21 protein-coding genes are annotated in these 20,572 nt (G+C 69.1%); 2 read left to right on the top strand and 19 right to left on the bottom strand.

Translation table 11 applies throughout. The features are described from left to right. Positions 1-21: 21 nt before the first annotated feature. Positions 22-1,104 carry a 1-deoxy-D-xylulose-5-phosphate reductoisomerase gene (dxr, locus tag V2S05_RS01920; RefSeq protein WP_413633591.1) on the bottom strand — a complete coding sequence of 361 codons (1,083 nt, stop codon included), beginning with the start codon at positions 1,102-1,104 and terminating at the stop codon, positions 22-24. A 61-nt stretch (positions 1,105-1,165) separates the two neighbouring features. Continuing rightward, a complete protein-coding gene (locus V2S05_RS01915; protein WP_413633589.1) occupies positions 1,166-2,080 on the bottom strand; it encodes an FKBP-type peptidyl-prolyl cis-trans isomerase in 915 nt (304 codons plus the stop codon). Between the two features lie 159 nt (positions 2,081-2,239). Between V2S05_RS01915 and V2S05_RS01910 the strand changes: the two genes are divergently transcribed. Further along, a complete protein-coding gene (locus tag V2S05_RS01910; protein WP_413633588.1) occupies positions 2,240-3,028 on the top strand; it encodes a lysophospholipid acyltransferase family protein in 789 nt (262 codons plus the stop codon). 2 nt (positions 3,029-3,030) lie between these two features. Here the strand turns inward: V2S05_RS01910 and V2S05_RS01905 are convergent, their stop codons facing one another. Then, the gene (locus V2S05_RS01905) at positions 3,031-3,519 is read right to left on the bottom strand and encodes an OsmC family protein (protein ID WP_413633586.1); all 489 of its coding nucleotides are present in this window, start codon (positions 3,517-3,519) and stop codon (positions 3,031-3,033) included. Between the two features lie 40 nt (positions 3,520-3,559). Between V2S05_RS01905 and V2S05_RS01900 the strand changes: the two genes are divergently transcribed. After that, positions 3,560-4,555 carry an asparaginase gene (locus V2S05_RS01900; RefSeq protein WP_413633585.1) on the top strand — a complete coding sequence of 332 codons (996 nt, stop codon included), beginning with the start codon at positions 3,560-3,562 and terminating at the stop codon, positions 4,553-4,555. Positions 4,556-4,567: 12 nt separating this feature from the next. On the opposite strand, the gene V2S05_RS01895 is transcribed toward V2S05_RS01900, so the two are convergent. The 16 genes from V2S05_RS01895 to V2S05_RS01820 form a co-directional block, all read right to left on the bottom strand. After that, a complete protein-coding gene (locus V2S05_RS01895; RefSeq protein WP_413633584.1) occupies positions 4,568-7,291 on the bottom strand; it encodes an FtsK/SpoIIIE domain-containing protein in 2,724 nt (907 codons plus the stop codon). Between the two features lie 58 nt (positions 7,292-7,349). Next, positions 7,350-8,189, bottom strand: coding sequence for a PP2C family protein-serine/threonine phosphatase (locus V2S05_RS01890; protein WP_413633583.1), 840 nt, complete (start codon positions 8,187-8,189; stop codon positions 7,350-7,352). 68 nt (positions 8,190-8,257) lie between these two features. Then, a complete protein-coding gene (locus tag V2S05_RS01885) occupies positions 8,258-9,241 on the bottom strand; it encodes an aldo/keto reductase (protein WP_413633582.1) in 984 nt (327 codons plus the stop codon). A 150-nt stretch (positions 9,242-9,391) separates the two neighbouring features. After that, positions 9,392-10,216, bottom strand: a complete 825-nt coding sequence (locus tag V2S05_RS01880) for a large exoprotein (RefSeq protein ID WP_413633581.1) — start codon at positions 10,214-10,216, stop codon at positions 9,392-9,394. Between the two features lie 111 nt (positions 10,217-10,327). Further along, complete coding sequence (locus V2S05_RS01875; protein WP_413633580.1) at positions 10,328-11,068, bottom strand: YaaA family protein; 741 nt, start codon at positions 11,066-11,068, stop codon at positions 10,328-10,330. A 76-nt stretch (positions 11,069-11,144) separates the two neighbouring features. Next, the gene (locus tag V2S05_RS01870) at positions 11,145-11,405 is read right to left on the bottom strand and encodes a F0F1 ATP synthase subunit epsilon (protein ID WP_099197126.1); all 261 of its coding nucleotides are present in this window, start codon (positions 11,403-11,405) and stop codon (positions 11,145-11,147) included. 2 nt (positions 11,406-11,407) lie between these two features. Continuing rightward, positions 11,408-12,862 (bottom strand): F0F1 ATP synthase subunit beta, encoded by a 1,455-nt coding sequence (gene atpD, locus V2S05_RS01865; RefSeq protein ID WP_271637930.1) that lies wholly within the window; start codon positions 12,860-12,862, stop codon positions 11,408-11,410. Between the two features lie 25 nt (positions 12,863-12,887). Then, positions 12,888-13,781 carry a F0F1 ATP synthase subunit gamma gene (locus tag V2S05_RS01860; protein WP_413633578.1) on the bottom strand — a complete coding sequence of 298 codons (894 nt, stop codon included), beginning with the start codon at positions 13,779-13,781 and terminating at the stop codon, positions 12,888-12,890. Positions 13,782-13,800: 19 nt separating this feature from the next. Continuing rightward, the gene (gene atpA, locus V2S05_RS01855; protein ID WP_413633577.1) at positions 13,801-15,441 is read right to left on the bottom strand and encodes a F0F1 ATP synthase subunit alpha; all 1,641 of its coding nucleotides are present in this window, start codon (positions 15,439-15,441) and stop codon (positions 13,801-13,803) included. Between the two features lie 50 nt (positions 15,442-15,491). Further along, a complete protein-coding gene (locus tag V2S05_RS01850) occupies positions 15,492-16,280 on the bottom strand; it encodes a F0F1 ATP synthase subunit delta (protein WP_413633576.1) in 789 nt (262 codons plus the stop codon). Continuing rightward, a complete protein-coding gene (locus V2S05_RS01845) occupies positions 16,280-16,822 on the bottom strand; it encodes a F0F1 ATP synthase subunit B (RefSeq protein WP_099195851.1) in 543 nt (180 codons plus the stop codon). Before V2S05_RS01845 ends, V2S05_RS01850 begins: the two co-directional genes overlap by 1 nt. Positions 16,823-16,849: 27 nt before the next feature. Next, entirely contained in the window at positions 16,850-17,089 is a 240-nt protein-coding gene (atpE, locus tag V2S05_RS01840; RefSeq protein ID WP_045265023.1) for an ATP synthase F0 subunit C, read from the bottom strand. A 43-nt stretch (positions 17,090-17,132) separates the two neighbouring features. After that, positions 17,133-17,873 (bottom strand): F0F1 ATP synthase subunit A, encoded by a 741-nt coding sequence (gene atpB / locus V2S05_RS01835; protein ID WP_413635206.1) that lies wholly within the window; start codon positions 17,871-17,873, stop codon positions 17,133-17,135. A 179-nt stretch (positions 17,874-18,052) separates the two neighbouring features. Continuing rightward, positions 18,053-18,562 (bottom strand): hypothetical protein, encoded by a 510-nt coding sequence (locus V2S05_RS01830; RefSeq protein ID WP_413633575.1) that lies wholly within the window; start codon positions 18,560-18,562, stop codon positions 18,053-18,055. Next, entirely contained in the window at positions 18,559-19,758 is a 1,200-nt protein-coding gene (locus V2S05_RS01825) for an MraY family glycosyltransferase (protein WP_413633574.1), read from the bottom strand. Before V2S05_RS01825 ends, V2S05_RS01830 begins: the two co-directional genes overlap by 4 nt. Beyond that, positions 19,755-20,516, bottom strand: coding sequence for an L-threonylcarbamoyladenylate synthase (locus tag V2S05_RS01820; RefSeq protein ID WP_413633573.1), 762 nt, complete (start codon positions 20,514-20,516; stop codon positions 19,755-19,757). The genes V2S05_RS01825 and V2S05_RS01820 overlap by 4 nt, the downstream gene beginning before the upstream one ends. Positions 20,517-20,572: the final 56 nt, after the last annotated feature.

Here is a 20,572-nt window from a genome sequence, read left to right as displayed (position 1 = left end):
TCTGCGCTGGGCTTCGGCCGATCAGGACGCGGCGATCAGGGCATCCGCTTCTGCTCGCGCCCAGGCCTCGGCCTCGGCGAGCGCCTCGATGGTCAGTTCGTCCGGCGCATCGTGGGCATCCACGACCCGCCGCACGGTGTCGACGATGCCGAGGAAGGTCAGCCGGCCCTCGTGGAACGCGTGCACAGCCTGCTCGTTCGCGGCGTTGTAGACCGCCGGGAACGTGCTGCCGGCGCGACCGACCGCCTTCGCGAGAGTGACGGCGGGGAACGCCTCGTCATCGAGGGGCTCGAACGTCCATGACTTCGCGGTCCGCCAGTCCAGCGGTCGGCCGACCCCGCCGACACGGTGCGGCCAGTCCAGGCCGAGCGAGATCGGCAGACGCATATCGGGTGGAGAGGCCTGCGCGATGGTGGAGCCGTCGACGAATTCGACCATCGAGTGCACGATCGACTGCGGATGCACGACCACCTCGATGTCGTCGTAAGGCACGTCGAACAGCAGATGCGCCTCGATGACCTCGAGCCCCTTGTTGACGAGCGTCGCCGAGTTCGTGGTCACCATCCGCCCCATGTCCCAGGTCGGATGCGCCAGCGCCTGCGCGGGCGTCACGTCACCCAGCTCGGCGCGCGAGCGGCCGCGGAACGGCCCGCCGGATGCGGTGACGACGAGCCTGCGGACCTCGGCGCGTGTGCCGGCGCGCAGCGCCTGAGCGAGGGCGGAGTGCTCCGAGTCGACCGGGACGATCTGATCCGGCGCCGCCGCCGCGCGCACCAGCTCACCGCCGACGATCAGCGACTCCTTGTTGGCGAGAGCCAGGGTGCGTCCTGTGTGAAGAGCCGCGAGCGTCGGCCCGAGGCCGATCGATCCAGTGATCGCGTTCAGCACGACATCGGCGTCCACGTCGCGCACCAGCTGCTCGGCTTCGACAGCGCCGAGAGCGGTGTGCTCGACCTGGAACTGCCGTGCCTGCTCGGCGACCTTCTCGGCGTTGCTGCCCGCTGCGATGCCGACCAACTCGAACCGGCGCGGGTTCGCGCGAATCACATCCAGCGCCTGGGTGCCGATGGAGCCTGTGGAGCCGAGGACGATGACGCGACGCATTCCGTCAGCCTATGCGAGAGGGCGGCGACCCTGCCGGATCGCCGCCCTCTCGTTCAGCGGATCACTGCGCGGCGGGTGCGTGCTGCGTCGCGAGGATGTCGATGACGAACACGAGGGTCTTGCCGCCGAGTTCGTGGCCCTCCGGGTCGTCGCCGTAGGCGAGCGCCGGGGGGATGACGACGAGCACCTGGGATCCGACCTTCTGACCGGCGAGCGCCTGCACGAATCCGGGCACGTAGGTGTTACCAGGTGCGGCGTACGGCGCGCCCTTCGACCACGACGAGTCGAAGCTCTCGCCGCTCTCCCAGTCGACGCCGTAGTACTGCAGCAGGGTGGTGTCGCCGTCGGCGACCTCGGGCCCGTCGCCCTGCTTGAGAACAGAGATCTTCAGCTCGTCGGGGGCGTCGCCGGCGGGGACGGCCACGTCGGGTTCTCCGTCCTTGGCGAGCTTGACCGTCGGCATCCCGTCGACCGGCTCCTGCTTCTCGCCCCACGCGGCGGTGGGCACCTTGTCGAGCACGTCGATGATGTACAGCTGCGACTCTGCGCCGCCGGAGGCGGGCAGCGCGAACGCGACGCGCGTGCCGACCGGAGAGCAGCCGACCGCCTCGGCGAGCGCCTGGTTCGCCAGCGCGTCCTGCGGAAGCAGCTCGCCCTCGGCGTAGCCGATGTCACCGAGGTGGTCACCGGTCTTGGAATCGAAGGCGCTCATCGCGTAGGCGATGTAATCGCCCTCGCTGACCTTCTCGCCCTCGCCCTCGGAGATGACGGTGCGCTGCACCTCATCGACCTTCTGGTCCTTCTTCAGGGTGATCTCAGCGGGCTGACCGAATTCGCCGCTGACGTCGACGCTGTCGGTGAGTGCGCCGGGCGCGGCGACCTGCGCGCAGGCGTCGGCGCCGCCCTTCGAATCGGCGGACTTCGACTCGTCCTGTCCTCCGGAGCAGCCGGTGAGCAGCAGTGCGGTGACGGCCACGGTGGACGCAAGGGTGAGGGGGCGCAGACGCAAGATGAGACCTCGGATTCGCGGAACGGGAAGATCCCATCCTGATGCACCGTGCTTTGCCGTCGCTGAGTGCCCGACCCGCGCGGCGTCATTCCGTGGCGGGCATGCACCGGAAGATAGGCTCTTCCGGTGAGTTCTGAGCAGTCGGCGATCCCCGCGGATCCCGGACCCGAGACGCCGCGGCACCGATCCCCCCGCCAGGCCGGTTTCAAGTACAAGGTCGGACGGATGCTCGCGGCCTCTGTGGCGCGGGTCGTGTACCGGCCCCGCATCGAGGGGCGCGAGAACGTGCCGCTCACCGGCGCGGTGATCCTCGCCAGCAATCACCTGTCGTTCATCGACTCGATGGCGATCCCGATCGCCGCTCCCCGCCCGGTGCACTTCCTCGCGAAGTCGACCTACTTCGAGGGCACCGGGCTCAAGGGCGCCATCTCGCGCGACTTCTTCACGTCCGTCGGGGCCATCCCCGTGCGCCGGGGGGCGGGCCAGGCCGCTCTCGACGCGCTCGACCAGCAGCGCCAGCTGCTCGACGACGGCCTCGCCGTCGCCCTGTATCCCGAGGGCACCAGGTCTACGGACGGCCGGCTGTACAAGGGACGCACCGGCGTGGCCTTCCTGGCCCTGCAGACCGGGGCTCCCGTGGTTCCCGTCGGCCTCATCGGCACCGACAGGATGATGCCGAAGGGCGCGAAGATGCCGTCGCTCAGCGAGCGCGTCACTGTGCGCTTCGGCACCCCGATCGACGTGTCGACGCACGGCCCGGCGACGAGCGGACGGGCTCGCCGACTCGCCACCGACGAGATCATGGCCGCCATCCACGCCCTCAGCGGGCAGGAGCTCGCGGGCGTGTACAACGAGCCGCCCGCGCAGACCCCGATCGAGAAGATCAGGCAGGCGCTCCCCCACGAGCGCCGCTGAGCTCAGGCCGGCGCGGGCGCCACGATGACCGTCGCCTCGTGATGCACGGGGAAGTTCACCGAGTTGGCGATGAAGCACCACTCGTGTGCAGTGTGGTGCGCGCTCCTGGCCGCGTCGAGCATCGATTCGTCGGCCACCTGCACTCGAGGTCGCAACGTCACCTCTGTGAACGCACCACCGCCCCGGCCGTCCTCGCGCATCACTCCCGTCGCGTCGTCGCGGTAGTCGGTCACCACCACACCCGCGGTGACGCACGCATGCAGGTACGACAGCAGGTGGCATTCCGACAGGGCGGCCAGAAGCAGGTCCTCCGGGTTCCACCGGCCGGGGTCGCCGCGGAACGGCTTGTCTGCCGAGGCGAGCAGGTCGGGTTTCCCTTGGATGCCGATCGTGACGTCGCGGGTGTAGTCGCGGTAGCCGCTCGTGCCGGTGCCGCGATTGCCCGTCCAGGTGGTCGTGAGCGCGTAGTGGTGTTCGCCGAGGGAGGCCATCGCGCCAGTCTGCCATCCGGCGGCGCATTAGGCTTGTGTGGTGCTCGAGACTCTCACCATCGCTGACGCCGTCGAACTCGCGATCGTGGAGCGCAACGGCTTCGTGGAGTCCCGCCATGCGGGCGCCGCGGTCGTGCTCTCCCCCGAAGGAGAGGTCATCGCACAGCACGGCAATGCCGAGGCCCTGATCCTGCCGCGCTCGAGCCTGAAGCCGCTGCAGGCGATCGCCAGTGTGACGGCGGGTGCGACGCTGGAGGGCGAGCAGCTCGCTCTCGGCACGGCCAGCCACAGCGGCACGGATCGGCACGTGGAGGTCGTACGCGAGATGCTCGCCGCCGGCGGGCTCAACGAGGACGACCTCGGCTGCCCGGCCGCATGGCCCTCTGACTCGACGGCACGGCGCGACATGCTCCGCGATCACGCCGACAAGGCGCGGGTGCGGATGAACTGCTCGGGCAAGCACGCTCTGATGCTCCGCGCCTGCGTCGCGACCGGGTGGCCGACCGAGGGATACCTCGACACCGCGCACCCGCTGCAGGTGCACATCCGCGATGTCGTCGAGCGCCTCGCCGGTGAGAAGATCGCGCACACGGCGATCGACGGGTGCGGCGCGCCGGTGCACGCCATCACTCTGCTCGGCCTGGCGCGGGCGATCCACCGGATCGGCTCGGCCTCCGAGCGCTCCCCGTTCGCCCTGCACCGGGTCGCCGGCGCGCTCGTGCGGGCCGTGCGCGAGAACCCGTGGACGATCGCGGGACCGGGCGAGCCGGACACCATCGCCATCGAGACGCTCGGCGTGTTCGCCAAGCACGGCGCCGAGGGCGTGATGGTCATGATCGCCCCCGACAACACGACCGTTGCGCTGAAGACCCTCGACGGCAGCAGCCGCGCATCGGCGATCGTGGCCGCGACCCTGCTCGCGCGCACGGGAGCGCTCACCGAGGCGGACGTCGCCGCTCTCGCGACGGCGCTGCCGCTCGACGTGCTCGGCGGCGGTCAGCCCGTAGGCATGATTCGTCCCGGTTCCGGCATCTGACGCCCCCGCTCGTCACATCACCCGCACGCGCCTCGCGCGGCCTCCTGCCACCACCGCCCACGCCCTGCCCTCGTGGAGCCTGGCGAACGGCGGAGTATCGCGCACCCCGGCGAGCTGGCGCAGCTCTGTGGCGCATTCGGCCGCGACCACGAGTTCGCCTGCGGTGCGGATGCTCTGCAGCAGCGACCACTGCGCACGCCACCGCTCGGGATCGCCGACGATCACCCGCGGCGAGCCATCGGCATCCGGGGAGTCCGCCGCGGCATCGCGCTCCGCCAGGGTGATCACCCGGCATCCGGGGTTCGCGTACGCGAGCGACGCGCGGGTCTCGTCGACCGCCGATGTCACGACCCCCGCGGTCGAGCGCTGCGGCCGCCAGGTAGCGCCGTCGCGAGCGCGCGTGCCGGCCCCACGCCCGCTCGTCCCAGCGACCGGATCCGCCCAGCACAGCTGCACGTCACGGCCGTCCACCCATCCGCGGCCAGCCGGGCGATGCGGATCGAACCCGGCGGAGTCTCCGCCGGCGGCGATGTGCTCCACCCTGCTGCCCAGCCGCAGCAGCGCTCGGTGCGTCACGCCGTCGAGCAGCCGGCCGACCGGACCCGACGCCCGCGACACGGTGATCACGGCACCCGCCGGGGCCCGGAGGATGCGCTCCCAGCGGCTGACGAACAGCTGCGCGTGCTCGGCCGGGTACTGAGCGAACAGCACGTCGAGATCATCGCAGAGGACCATCCCGTGGCGGCCCGACGACAGCTCGGCGACAGCATCCCACGCCTCCTCCGCGTCCACCGGGATGACGACCGCATCCGGGACCTGGGAGTGCACGGCGCGGATCAGGGTGCTCTTGCCCGAGGACGGCCCGCCGATGACACCGAGCCCTTCACCGGCTGCAAGACGCACCCACGGCTGTCTCTGCTGCTCGGGCTCATCCGCCCTGCCGAGCACGACGCCGCCGCGCTCGCCACCGCTGCGGTCGGCGGGCACGTCGATCATCCGGGGCAGCGGCGGCAGCCAAGGGCTGGCCGGCGTCTCGACTCCCGCCCACCGGCGCACCACCGTCGCGAGGTCGTGCGGTGCGGTCAGCGCGACGCGCATGGCCTGCGGCTCGACGTCCTCCGGTCGTCGCACGTAGGCCAGCCCGCGCGACGCCGGTCCGCCTGGCAGCTCGGCAGCGGCCTCCGATCCGATCACCAGGCGGCTGTCGGCGGGTTCGGCCACGCGCAGGCTCAGCCGAAGCGGACAGTTCGCCGCCAGGGCATCCCGGATCACGCCGCCCGCGCGCTGCGTGCCGAGAACGAGGTGCATGCCCAGCGCGCGACCGCGCGCGGCGACATCCGTGAAGATCGCCGCGAGATCGGGATGCTCCTGCACGAGGGCGGCGAACTCGTCGACCACGATCACGAGCCGCGCGAGCGCGGGCAACGTCCCCACGTCCCGCGCACCGGCTGCGGCCAGCGCCGCCTCCCTGCGACGCAGCTCGGCGCTGAGGCTCCCCACACCGCGTCGGGCGCCGGCCGCGTCGAGATCGGTCACCACCGCGACGACGTGCGGCAGGGCGCGCAGCGGATCGAACGCGGTGCCTCCCTTGAAGTCGATCAGCACGAACGTCACCTCCTCGGGTGCGTGCGCGGCCGCGATCGCCGCCACCCAGCTGGTCAGCAGCTCGCTCTTGCCCGTGCCGGTCATGCCGGTGACGATCGCATGCGGCCCGTCGTCGACGAGATCGACGAGCACGTCGCCCTGTGCGCCCCGCCCGAATCGGGCGAGGAGCCGACCGTCTCCGCCGGCCCCGGCCTCGAGCTCCCCGAGCGTCACGGCATCCGGGAGCCGAGCGTCGTCCTCCGACCTGCTGGCGGCTCCGACGGCGATCATGCCGACCTGCTGCTCCGAGACCGCCTCGAGGGACAGATCACTCAGCCCCTCCGCGGTTCGCGCCACCGCACGCGATGGCGCGATGCACTCGAGTACGGTCGTGACGCCCTCCGGTGGCTCCTCCCCCGGCAGCCGAATGCAGATGACCGCCTCGGCAGGTTCTGCTCCGTCGCCGACCCTCAGCCGCAACCGCGCTCTGCGTCGATCGACGTGCGGGAAGCCGCCGAGCCCCCAGTCCGAGACTCCGGGGCCGTGCAGGCTCAGCTCCGATGGCCCGAACCGCAGGCAGAGCTGCGCCACCAATGCCCGGACGACGGCGGTCGCGACCGGCCGCGGCGCGCGCACGCACACTCCGCCGCCGAGCTCGACGATGATCGGGGCGTCGGCGAGCTGCTCGGCGCGCTCGCGAAAGACGCGGGATCTTTCGTCGTCGCCGCCCGACGCACGCACCCGGCTCGCGGTGCGCCCTCGCCCGATCACGAGCTCGGTGGCGGCGCTCAGGCTCGTACCGCCGCGTAGCGGCGGGTCGAGCAGGCATCCGGCCAGGTCGGGTGAGCGATGCCAGAGAATGCGGTGCTCCTGCTCATGCAGGCGCACAAGCTCGTCTTCCGCGCGCTGCCACGCCGCATCGGATTCGCCCTCCGCCTGCCGACGCGCTCTGCGCCGCGATCGCATGCCGTCGAAGAAGGAGGCGAGCAGCATGAGTGGGCCGAGAGCGGCGAAGCACAGTGCGAACAGAGATCCCGTGATCAGCCACAGCACCACGCCAGCGATGACCGGGACGATGGCGGCCAGCAGCGGGAGCGGTGGTCGCGTCGGCGGCGCGGGAGCTGCGGGCAGGACGATGGTCGTGGCATCCATCCGCCCATCTCAGCGCATCGCGGCGGCCCGCTCGGACCTGTCCACAGGCCCGAGCGGCTCAATCCTCGATTGCGGGTTCTGTGGAGGAGGACTCTTCGGCGGCGGCCGAGCGCCCCGCTGCGGTCTGGTCGTCGGCGCCACCGGTGAAGCGCACGTTGAGCACGATCAGCGTGACGTTGTCTCGTCCGCCGTTCTCGAGCGCGGCATCGACCATCGCGTTGACCGCATCTGCGGGCTCGGCGTTCTCACGCAGGAAGTGCAGGATGCCATAGTCGGTGAGCTCTTTGGTGAGGCCGTCGGAGCAGATGATGAAGCGGTCGCCGTCGACGACGTCTATCGCGACGTAGTCGGGTGAGACGAGCTCGTTCGCCCCGACCGCTCGAGTGATGACGTTGCTGTACGGGTGGGCGTCGGCCTCTTCCGGGCTGATCTTGCCCGAGGCGATGAGCTCCTGCACGACCGAGTGATCGGTGGTGACCTGGATCAGGCGGCCTTCGCGCTCGAGGTAGACCCGCGAATCGCCGATATTCAGCGAGATCCAGCGCCAGCCGTCCTCACCCCGATCCAGGTACACGCCGGTGAGGGTCGTTCCGGTGCCCTCATCGGTCGTCTCGGGATGGCGGTGGATGTCATCGACGGCGAGCTGAAGGGCGGCGACGATGCGCTCGTCGTCGATCGGGCCCGCGTCGACCATGTCGGAGAGCCGATCGACGGTGGCCTGGCTGGCGATCTCCCCACCCGCGTGCCCGCCCATGCCGTCGGCGACGATGAACAGCGGGTACTTCGCGAGGAAGGAATCCTGGTTGTTCTCGCGGCGGCGGCCCCGGTCGGTCACGCCCGCCCAGGTGAGCTCGAGGTCATCGCTGACGCGGAAAGTCTGCGTCGTGGTCTCAGGCACGTGGGCTCTCCATAAGGCGGTGCGGCGGCCGGTCGGCCGCAGGATTCATGATCATCGTAGTGGCGCCGTCACATCCGGTCGCCAGGGTCCTCGGGCAGCGGGAACAGTGCGTCGATCTCGGCCAGGTCGTCCGCCGACGGCGTCCAGGCGTCGGCGGCGGCGGCGTTCGCCTCGACCTGCTCGGGTGTCGTCGCCCCGGCGATCACGCTCGAGACGGCGGGCTGTGCGAGCAGCCATCCGAACGTGGCCTGAAGCATCGTGATGTCGCGCTGATCACAGAAGGCCTGGTACTGCTCGAGAGCGTCCCAAGGGGCATCCGCCCAGATGTGCTGACGCGTCTGCATGATCCGGCTGCCCGACGGTCCGCCCTCGCGGGTGAACTTGCCGGTGAGCAGCCCGTTCTTCAGCGGGAAGAACGGGAAGAAGCCGAGATCGTAGCGGTCGACTGCCGGCAGCACCTCGCGCTCGGAGGCACGCGCCAGCAGCGAGTAGTGGTTCTGCGCGGAGATGAAGCGCCCGGTCGAGCGGGCGCGGGAGGTGAGCTCGGCCTCGGCGATCTGCCAGCCGGTGAAGTTCGAGTGCCCGTAGTAGCGGATCTTGCCCTCGTCGACGAGCTCGTCGAGGGCGTCGATCGTCTCTGCGATCGGCGTCTGCGGGTCGGGCAGGTGCAGCTGGTACAGGTCGATCCAGTCGGTGCGCAGACGGCGGAGCGAGTGCTCGACAGCGTGCCGGACGTATCGGCGCGATCCGCGACCACCCGGGAAGTCGTAGCCCATATCGCGCTCGTGACCGAACTTGGTGGCCAGCACGACGCGCTCGCGGCGTCCCTCGAGCGCCTCGCCCATGAGCTCTTCGCTTCGGCCCGCGTCGGCGCCGTACATGTCGGCGGTGTCGAAGAAGAACACGCCGTTCGCGAGCGCAGCGTCGATCACCTCGCGGGTGCCGACGAGCGTCTCGGTCACGGTTCCCGCACGCCCGAAGTTGTTGCAGCCGAGACCGGCGGCGGATACGACGAGTCCGGATGCGCCGACGCGACGCTGCGAGGTGACCATATGTCCACACTATCGGGGCGACGGACGTGCCCGGACCGGCGCGGCGGTCGGGTGACGCCATCGCGACGGCGGATGCGCCCGGACCGGCGGACGTGCGGCGCACTGACACGACAGAGCCCCCGACGAGGTCGGGGGCTCTGCGCTATCGGTTCAGGGACGCGGCTGCGACGGGTCCTCCGGGTCTGCCGGGGGCGCAGGAGGTGCGGCCGGAGGCGCTGCCGGCGGGGCGGGAGGCGCGGGAGGGGTCGCCGGCGGGGGCACAGGCGCGCCCGGTGCCGGCGGAACCGGCGCTGCGGGGTTGACCGGAGCGCCAGAGCCCGGCTGCTCGTAGCCCGGCTGGGCCGGCTGCCCGTAACCGGGCTGCGCCGGAGGGGCGTAGCCCTGCGGGGCGGGAGGCGTGTACCCCTGCGGGGCAGGCGGCGCATAGCCCTGCGACGCGCCCCAGCCGGCCGCCGGGGCTGCGTTCTGGCCGGGCTGCACGGGGACGCCGTCCCAGACCGTGCGGTCGGCGAGGAAGCCGTTGCCGGCCCACGGCGCGGGCGCGATGTTCGGGTTCCAGCGTGAGCGGTCGAACGCGGCGATGCCCATCCACACGATGTTCAGCAGCACGAAGAGGATGACCCAGGCCGCTTCCTTCTGCAGCTTGAGCCCCACGCGCCAGCCCGCCATCGCGAAGAGCGCGGTGAAGACCAGACCGAAGATGCCGCCGATGCCCGTCCAGGAGAGCAGAAGCGTCGCGCCCAGCGTGTACAGCACAAGCCAGGGGCTCATGTCGCCGAGCTTGAAGAAGATCATCTCGCGGTAGACCGGTACCCAGGCGCGCCACTTACCGACGACGCCGGCCTTCTCGAAGATCTTCATCATGAAGATCGACGAGATGACGTACATGATCGGCCCGACGATGAACAGCAGCACCGTCACCAGGCCGATGATCGCAGCGAAGGCGGTGTAATCGCCGTAGTCGCCATATCCCATGAATGAACCAGTCTCTCGTAGAGAGGAAGCCGTCGTGCTCCCCCGTGCGGATCTCGTGCACCCGACATGCTAGCGAAGCCGCCGGATCACGGGCAACGAGACGCCGGCGGATCAGTCGCCGACGACGAGCTCCAGCACACCGGCATCCGCGCTCTCGCGCATCCGGATGCCGTTCTGCTCGGCCCACCGCAGCAGCGCGCCCGCGGATCGAGCCCTCGGGCGTGTCGTGGCGAGGGCGCGCACGAGAGCGCCCTTGCCCCTCTTGTTGAAGTGATTCAGCGCGCGACCCTCGTCGGTGACCACCCGCACGTATGTCGATGGAACGACCCCCGCCACCGGCCCGAGCGCCACATACGACTCGCTGCGCAGATCGAGCACGAAGCCGGCCGCCGTCAGCGCTTCGGAGGTCGCCTGCGCCCAGTGGCGGCGCAGAGCCCTGATGCCGGGCAGGGAGGTGCCGGCCGCCAGCCGGTACACGGGGATCTCGTCAAGGGCGCCGATCGGGCCGAACGGCGCCGAGTGGATCAGGACGTGCTCGCCGAGCCAGTGCCGTGCCTGCCGATCCAGTGAAGCGGCATCGAGAGCGTCGTAGAGCACGCCGGTGTAGCGGTCGATGGCGGCCATCGTGGGGGCTGCGCGCAGCATCCGGTTGCGCTCGACCTCACCCGCCTGACGTTCGCTGAGCTTCAGCACTCGCCGGGCCTCGCTCTCGTCGGCGCAGAGCGCGACGAGGGCGTCGATCAGCTCGGCGCGTTGCGGGGTCAGCGCCGGCAGCGCAAGGCTCTCGAGGCGCAGCGGGCCTCCGGATCCGCCTGGACGCTTGGTCTCTGACGGGGGCAGAAGGATCTTCATGGGCTCCACACATGAGAAGCGTCCGCTCCGGTTCGTGCGGGGCACGATCCGGAGCGGACGCGGGGCAGTACTGCTGTCAGGCGATCAGCGCGGCGTTGCCGGCAACGATGGTGAGCGTCTCGCCCTCCATCGAGAGGAAGCCGTCCTGAGCGTTCGCGAGCACCTTGCTGCCGTCGGTCTGAGTGATGCGGACCTCGCCCTGAGCGAGGATGGCCAGCACCGGCTCGTGACCGGACATGATGCCGATCTCGCCCTCGACGGTCTTGGCGACGACGAGCGACGCCTCCCCCGTCCAGACCTCCGCGTCAGCGGAGACGAGGCTCACGTGCAGCGCCATGGTCAGGCGTTCTCCTTCTGGATCTTCGCCCATGCCTCTTCGACGTCGGAGATGCCGCCGACGTTGAAGAACGCCTGCTCGGCGACGTGGTCGAAGTCACCGCGGCAGATCGCATCGAACGACTCGATGGTCTCCTTCAGCGGCACGGTCGAGCCCTCGACGCCGGTGAACTTCTTCGCCATGTAGGTGTTCTGCGAGAGGAACTGCTGGATGCGACGGGCACGCGAGACGACGATCTTGTCCTCTTCGGAGAGCTCGTCGACACCGAGGATGGCGATGATCTCCTGCAGCTCCTTGTTCTTCTGCAGGATCTGCTTGACGGTGGTCGCCACGCGGTAGTGGTCCTCGCCCAGGTAGCGGGGGTCCATGATGCGCGACGTCGAGGTCAGCGGGTCGATCGCGGGGTACAGACCCTTCGACGCGATCTCACGCGAGAGCTCGGTGGTGGCGTCGAGGTGCGCGAACGTGGTCGCGGGGGCCGGGTCGGTGTAGTCGTCGGCCGGCACGTAGATCGCCTGCAGCGAGGTGATCGAGTGGCCGCGCGTCGAGGTGATGCGCTCCTGCAGGAGGCCCATCTCGTCGGCGAGGTTCGGCTGGTAGCCCACAGCCGAGGGCATGCGGCCCAGCAGCGTGGAGACCTCGGAACCGGCCTGCGTGAAGCGGAAGATGTTGTCGATGAAGAGCAGCACGTCCTGCTTCTGCACATCGCGGAAGTACTCCGCCATGGTCAGCGCCGACAGGGCGACGCGCAGACGCGTCCCCGGCGGCTCGTCCATCTGGCCGAAGACGAGGGCGGTCTTGTCGAAGACGCCCGCCTCCTCCATCTCGTGGATGAGGTCGTTGCCCTCACGGGTGCGCTCGCCGACACCGGCGAACACCGACACACCACCGTGGTCCTGCGCGACGCGCTGGATCATCTCCTGGATGAGCACGGTCTTGCCGACACCCGCGCCACCGAACAGACCGATCTTTCCACCCTGCACATAGGGGGTGAGGAGGTCGATCGACTTGATGCCGGTCTCGAACATGGTGGTCTTCGACTCGAGCTGGTCGAAGTTCGGCGCCTTGCGGTGGATCGGCCAGCGCTCGGTGACCTCGATGGTCTCGCCGGGCTCGGCGTTGAGGACCTCGCCGATCACGTTGAAGACCTTGCCCTTGGTCACGTCGCCGACGGGGACCGAGATGGCCTCGCCGGTGTCGCGCACCTCCTGACCGCGGACGATGCCGTCGGTCGGCTTCAGGGCGATGGCGCGGACGAGGTCGTCGCCGAGGTGCTGTGCGACCTCGAGCGTGATCTCGGTCGAGTCCTCGCCGATCGTGATGGTGGTCTTGAGGGCGTTGTAGATGTCGGGGATCGAGTCGTGCGGGAACTCGATGTCGACAACCGGACCGTTGACGCGTGCGACGCGTCCGACGACCGCGGTCGCCGGCTGCTCAGCCATGGCGGTGGTGGTCATTTCTCGTCTCTTCTCCTGATGTGTGTCAGCTGGATGCCAGGGCGTCGGCGCCGCCGACGATCTCTGCGATCTGCTGGGTGATCTCGGCCTGGCGAGCGTTGTTGCGCAGGCGGGTGTAGTCGGTGATCAGCTTGTCGGCGTTGTCGCTGGCCGATTTCATCGCCTTCTGCGTCGCGGCCTGCTTCGCGGCCGACGACTGCAGAAGCGCGTTGAACACGCGGCTCTGGATGTAGACCGGCAGGATCGCGTCGAGCACGGTCTCGGCGTCGGGCTCGAACTCGTAGAGCGGGTACACCGCGGCGGTCGCCGTGTCCTCGGCCTCTTCGATCTCGAGCGGCAGCAGACGAAGGGCTGTGGGCTCCTGCGTCATCATGCTGACGAAGCGGTTGTACACCAGCACGATCTCGTCGACGCCCTCGGAGGCGCCACCGCGCAGGAAGGCCTCCTGCAGCGTGTGCGCGATCTCCTCGGCGGTGTGGAACGACGGCGTGTCGGTGTCGCCGATCCATTCCGCGGCGGACTCGATGCGACGGAACTGGAAGTACCCGACCGCCTTGCGGCCGATCAGGTAGTACACCGGCTCCCGGCCGAGCTCGCGCAGACGCTCGCCCTGCTCGAGACCCTCGCGGATCACCTGCGAGTTGAACGCGCCGGCGAGACCGCGGTCACTCGAAAAGATGACGACCGCCGTGCGACGGATTGTCTCTGCCTCGCGGGTGAGCGGATGATCGACGCTGGAGTGCGTCGCGACGGCCGACACGGCCCTCGTCACGGCCTGCGCGAAGGGGCTGGACGCCTTGACGCGTGCCATCGCCTTCTGGATGCGCGAAGCCGCGATGAGTTCCATCGCCTTCGTGATCTTCTTGGTCGTCTGAGCAGAAGAGATCTTCTGCTTGTAGACCCTGAGTTGAGCGCCCATGAATCAGTACCTCACGCGATTACGCGCGACGACCCTTGACGATCTTCTCCTGGCTGACGTCACCGGCGTCCTCTGCCGACACCTGCTCGTTGCCCGGTGCGCTGATCGACTGGCCCCTGCCGCCCTGGAACTCCAGGATGAAGGCGTCGGTCTGCTTGTCGAGCTCTGCCACCGTGGCGTCGTCGAGGACGTTGGTCTCGCGCAGCGTGTCGAGGATCGACGTGTTGCGACGCAGGTAGTCGAGAAGGTCGCGCTCGAAGCGGAGCACGTCCTCGACCTCGAGCGAGTCGAGCTTGCCGTTCGTGCCGGCCCAGATCGAGACGACCTGCTCCTCGACGGGGTACGGCGAGTACTGCGGCTGCTTGAGCAGCTCGGTCAGGCGCGCACCTCGGGCGAGCTGGCGGCGCGATGCGGCGTCGAGGTCGGAGGCGAACATCGCGAACGCCTCGAGCGAGCGGTACTGCGCGAGCTCGAGCTTCAGCGTTCCGGAAACCTTCTTGATCGACTTGACCTGTGCGTCACCGCCGACACGGGAGACCGAGATTCCCACGTCGACCGCCGGACGCTGGTTGGCGTTGAAGAGGTCGGACTGCAGGAAGATCTGGCCGTCGGTGATCGAGATCACGTTGGTCGGGATGTACGCCGAGACGTCGTTCGCCTTGGTCTCGATGATGGGCAGACCCGTCATCGAACCGGCGCCGAGCTCGTCGGACAGCTTCGCGCAGCGCTCGAGCAGACGCGAGTGCAGGTAGAAGACGTCACCGGGGTACGCCTCGCGCCCCGGCGGGCGGCGCAGCAGCAGCGACACGGCGCGGTAGGCCTCGGCCTGCTTCGACAGGTCGTCGAAGATGACCAGGACGTGCTTGCCGCCGTACATCCAGTGCTGGCCGATGGCCGAACCGGTGTAGGGGGCGAGGTACTTGAAACCGGCCGGGTCGGACGCGGGAGCGGCGACGATCGTCGTGTACTCGAGGGCGCCGGCCTCTTCCAGCGCGCCCTTGACGGACGCGATGGTCGAGCCCTTCTGGCCGATCGCGACGTAGATGCAGCGCACCTGCTTGTTGACGTCGCCGGACTCCCAGTTGGCCTTCTGGTTGATGATCGTGTCGATCGCGATGGCCGTCTTGCCGGTCTGGCGGTCGCCGATGATCAGCTGACGCTGACCGCGGCCCACCGGGATCATGGCGTCGATCGCCTTGATGCCGGTCTGCATCGGCTCGTGCACCGACTTGCGCTGCATGACGCCGGGCGCCTGCAGCTCGAGCTCACGCGAGCCCTCGGTGGCGATGGCGCCGAGTCCGTCGATCGGGTTGCCGAGCGGGTCGACGACGCGGCCCAGGTAGCCGTCGCCGACGGGGACCGAGAGGACCTCGCCGGTGCGGGTGACCTCCTGGCCGGCCTCGATGCCGGTGAAGTCGCCGAGCACGACCACGCCGATCTCGTGCTCATCCAGGTTCAGGGCGAGGCCCTTGGTGCCGTCCGCGAACGTGACGAGCTCGTTGGCCATGACGCCGGGAAGTCCCTCGACGTGCGCGATGCCGTCGGCCGCGTCGATGACGGTGCCGACTTCGGTCGCGACGGCGCCGGTGGGCTCGTACGCGGCGGCGAAGTCCTTCAGCGCGTCACGGATGACGTCGGGGCTGATCGATAGTTCTGCCATTGTCTTCCCTTTGTGTGTCTGGGTGTCCGCGGTTCCCCGCGTGAAGTTGTTCAGCTCGCGAGCTTCTGGCGAAGATCGGCGAGTCGGGCGGAGATGCTGCCGTCGATGACGTCATCGGCGATCTGCACGCGCAGGCCACCGACGACGGTCTGGTCGATCACCTGGTTGATGGAGATCTCGCCGCCGTAGCGGCGTGCGAGCGCGTCGTGCAGACGCGTCTGCTGCGCATCGGTCAGAGCGGTCGCGGTGTACACCGTCGCCACCGTGCGGTCGGCCTGTGCGGCGACGATGTCGATCGCACGGCCGAGCACCTGGCGGACACGGCGCTCTCGCGGCATGCGCACCAGCGACGAGGCGACCAGCACGGTCGCCGGTGACGCCGAGCCGCCGAGCACCTTCTCGACGAGTTCGCCCTTCGCCGGCGCGCCGCCGAGGCGGCTGCCGAGGGCGAGCTCGAGCTCGGGATTCGCCGCGACGAGGCGGGAGAAGCCGAACAGCTCACCCGCGATGTCGTCGCCGGGAGCAGCCTTCGCCGCAGCCCGGATGGCGAGCTCTTCGACACCATCGACCAGGTCGGACGTCGACGACCACCGCTCGGCTGCGACCGCGGTCAGCAGCGTGCGCACCGGAGCCGAGACACCGGCGAAGACGGCCGAGACGAGCGCGCTGCGCGCCTCAGCCGGAGCTGCGGGATCGGCGAGCGCGCCGCTCAGCTGAGCCGACTCCCCGATGGTGCGGGCCGCAGCGAAGAGCTCGGCCGCACTGTCGAGGTTCAGGCCCGACGCTGCGGCAAGCGCGTCCGTCGATGCCGCGAGTGCCTGAGTGGTCGCGCTGCCCATTACTTGGCCTTCTCGAGGTCGGCGAGGAAGCGGTCCACGACGGCCGTCGCACGGGCGTCATCGCTGAGGGTCTCCCCCACGACGTTGCCGGCGAGGTCGATCGCGAGCGTGCCGACCTCGCTGCGCAGCGAGACGAACGCCGCCTGGCGCTCGGCCTCGATCTGCGAGTGAGCGGCTGCGGTGATGCGGCCGGCCTCGGCGACCGCGGTCTCCTTGGCCTCGGTCACGATCTTCTTGCCGTCCTCACGGGCGGCTTCGCGGATCTCACCGGCTTCGGTGCGTGCCTCGGCGAGCTGGCGGGTGTACTCCTCCAGCGCGGCCTCGGCCTGCTTCTGCGCCTCATCCGCCTTGGCGATGTTGCCTTCGATAGCGGCTGAGCGCTCGTCGAGCATCGCGGTCAGGCGAGGAAGGGCGACCTTCCACACCACGATGAGGATGATGAGGAACCACAGGCCCGACCAGATGATGTCGTACCACGCGGGGATGAGCGGGTTCTGCGCCTCGGTCTCCGCCGCGAGGTTCGTGACAAGAGCGTTCAGCATCCTGTCTCCTTCAGAAGTCGGTGTGGATTACGCGGGGAACGGGATGAATGCGACGGCGATGCCGACGAACGCGAGTGCCTCGGTGAAGGCGATACCGATCCACATGAGGACCTGGAGACGGCCGGCCAGCTCAGGCTGACGGGCGACACCCTCGATGGTCTTGCCGACGACGATGCCCACGCCGATGGCCGGTCCGATGGCTGCGAGGCCGTAGCCGACCGCACCGATGTGACCGTTGATTTCAGCGAGAACCGTAGTAGCGTCCACGGGTTTTTCCTTTCGTTGGGTGGGACGGCAGTTGCCGACCCGCTCAGTGCTCTTCTGCGACCGCGAGCTGGATGTAGATCGCGGTGAGGACGGTGAAGACGTAGGACTGCAGGACGACGACCAGGATCTCGAAGAGAGTGAAGGCGCCGCCGAAGGCGAGCGTGCCGACGCCGAGCGCCGCCCAGCCGCCACCTGCGGTGAAGAAGAAGAAGTGCGTTGCCGCGAAGCACAGCACGAGGATCATGTGGCCGACGACGAGGTTCATCATCAGACGCAGGGTGAGGGTCACCGGACGGATGATGAAGGTGGAGATGAACTCCAGCGGGGTGACGATGATGTAGACCGGCCACGGCACGCCCGCGGGGAAGAGCGAGTTCTTCCAGAACCCGAGCGGGCTCTTCTTCATGCCGGCGTAGATGAAGGTCACGTAGCTGATCACGGCGAGCGTGAGCGGCACGGCGATGATCGCGGTTCCCGGCATGTTCAGGAACGGGATGATCCCGGTGATGTTCATGAACAGGATCATGAAGAACATCGTCACGAGCAGCGGCGCGAACCGCTCGCCGTCCTTGCGGCCGAGCAGGTCGTGACCGATGCCGGTGCGGACGAAGCCGATGCCCATCTCGACGAGGCTCTGGAAGCGGCCCGGCACGACCTTCATGCGACGGGTGCCGAGCCACATGATCAGCACGACGGCGATGACCGACAGCAGCTGGATGAGGTGGATGCGGTGCATCGGCACACCGAACACGGTGAAGAGGATGTCCGGGAAGAACTCGTCCATCGACGGGCCGTGGAATTCACCGTCACCGGCGATCGGACGAAGGGTCAGGGTCGCAACGGGATTCAACAGCGCGGGCTCCAGCTTCGGGTCACCGGCGAGAACCGGGGCGACGAGGGACGTTGTGCGTCAGCGCAAGCGCTCGCGAGACGAGCGGCGGGCACGGGACTACATTACCAGATTCAGCGGTCGCCCTCGGTCGCACCATGCGCGTTTCGGCCGCCGGTGTCGGGTTCGTCCTCGGGGTTGACCGTCGGGAGTTCGATGTCGCTCACGTGCGGCAGACGCATGCGGACGAGCACGACCGCGTCGACGACCAGGGAGAGGATCACCCCGGCGACGATGGAGAGGAAGAAGACGAGCGGCGAGATCCACGGCTGTCCGCTGATCACGATCATGATCACGAGGAACAGACCCAGTTTGACCAGCCAGCCGCCCAGCACGATCGCGAAGAAGAGCTGCACGTAGAGGGGTTGTCCGAACCAGCGGTTCGCGAACAGGATGCTTCCGGCCGTGATCCCGAGGAACACGAAGGCGAGCAGCACGCCCACCAGTCCGCTCCACAGCCCGCTCGTCCCGTCGACGGCGTATCCGATGCCGCCCGCGGCGAGGGCGAGCACGACGGCCGCACCCGCCGACCACGTCAGCGTGCGCCGCAGGATGGGTGTGCTGGAGACGGGGCTCGGGGTCATCGGGGCTCCATGTGCTCGGTGTCGGGAAAGGTCGGATCGGATGGGCTGGCGGCTCTGCGCTCTGCGGCTCTTCGCCGCACCCGCAGCGGGGTGCGCGTGACGATCAGGCAGGCGACGACGCCCACGATGCCGAACGCGACGGCGGCGAGGTACCCGCCGGGCCAGTCCTGCCGCCCGGCGATGTACATCAGCAGCACGGTCAGCGAGATGATCGCACTCCACGCATAGAAGATCAGCACGGCGTCGCGGTGGCGGTGACCGAGATCGAGCATCCGGTGATGCAGGTGCTTGCGGTCCGGAGAGAACGGCGACCTGCCCGCGCGCATGCGGCGTGAGACGGCGAGGCCGAAGTCGAGCAGCGGCAGCATGACGATCACGAGCGGCAGGACGATGGGGATGAACGCACCGAGCAGCTGCGAGCGGCCGAAGCGCTCGGGATCGAAGGCGTTGACATCGCCCTGTGTCGTCAGCGCGATAGTTGAGGTCGCCATCAGCAGACCCAGCACCAGGGCACCGGAGTCGCCCATGAAGAGCTTCGCCGGGCTCCAGTTCAGCGGCAGGAATCCGAGGCACGCCCCGATGAGCACCGCCGCGAGGAAGGTCGCGAGGTTGAAGTAGCTGGTCGCGCCGGAGTCGCGCGTGAGGATGTAGGCGTAGACGAAGAACACGCCGTTGGCGATGAGACAGACGCCCGCGACCAGCCCGTCCAGCCCGTCGATGAAGTTGACGGCGTTCATCACCACGACGATCGCGAACATCGTGATCGAGATGCTCACCCAGCTGGAGACGAGGATCATGTCCCCGACCGGCAGCGACAGGATCTGCAGTCCGCCGCCGACAGAGATGATCCCAGCGGCGAGGAACTGCGCGGCGAGCTTGATCATCCAGTCCAGATCGATCAGGTCGTCGATCACGCCCACCACCGCGATCAGAAACGCGGCGGCGAGGATGGCCCACAGGGTGTTCGGCGGCGACCACATGTTCTCGAAGAACGGGTTCGCGGCGGAGATGAGGACGGCGCTGGCGATGCCTATGAACATGGCGACGCCGCCCAGGCGCGGGGTCGGCGTCTTGTGCACATCGCGTTCACGGATGCCGGGGTACAGCTTGAACCGCAGGCTCAGCCGCCACACCGCCCACGACAGCGCGAAGGTGATCGCCGCCGTGAGGATGATCGTGAACAGATACTGCTTCACTCTTCGTCGACCGGGCTCTCGTCGACCGGGCTCTCGTCGACCGGGCTCTCACCGGCCGGGCTCCTCCCGTCCTCGCCCGGCTGCTCCTCGGGCTCGAGCAGGTCGCCGAGCACCTCGGACAGCTGCTCCCTGGTCACTGCGCCGTCACGGAGGATCCGCACCATCGGGGTCTCGCCGTCGGGCGCGGCGACGAGCGAGGTGGCGTCGACGATGGTCGAGGGCACGCCGGTCTCGCTGTAGCCCTCCTCCAGGTAGACCGCGACGCTGTCGCCCAGCATCGCCTGCGCGTCCGACGCGATGATCGCCGCGTCGCGGCCGCTGAGGTTGGCACTGGAGACGGCGAGCGGGCCGGTCTCGGCCAGCAGCTCGAGTGCGATGCGACGATCCGGCATCCGCACGGCGACGGTGCCCTTCGTCTCGCCAAGGTCCCAGGTCAGCGACGGCTGGGCGGGCAGCACGATGGTGAGCCCCCCTGGCCAGAACGCGTCGACGAGCTTCTGCACCGGCGCGGGAACCGACTCGACGAGGGCGGCGAGCACGTCCGGTCCCGCGACGAGGACGGGCGGCGGCATGTCGCGTCCGCGACCCTTGGCGTCGAGCAGGCGCTGCACGGCGGCGGGCGAGAACGCGTCCGCGGCGACGCCGTACACGGTGTCGGTGGGCAGCACGACGAGCTCGCCACGGGCGATCGCCTGACGGGCATGGCGCATGCCGGCGAGGATCTGGGAGTCGTCGCGGCAATCGAAGACAGTTGACATGGCGCTCCTAGTCTACGTCGGTGATCTCCGTGCCCCCTGGCGTGCGAGCCCGCCCG

The sequence above is a fragment of the Microbacterium sp. OR16 genome (assembly GCF_047306725.1).
Lineage (GTDB): Bacteria > Actinomycetota > Actinomycetes > Actinomycetales > Microbacteriaceae > Microbacterium.
This window is presented reverse-complemented; position numbering and strand designations above follow the sequence as displayed.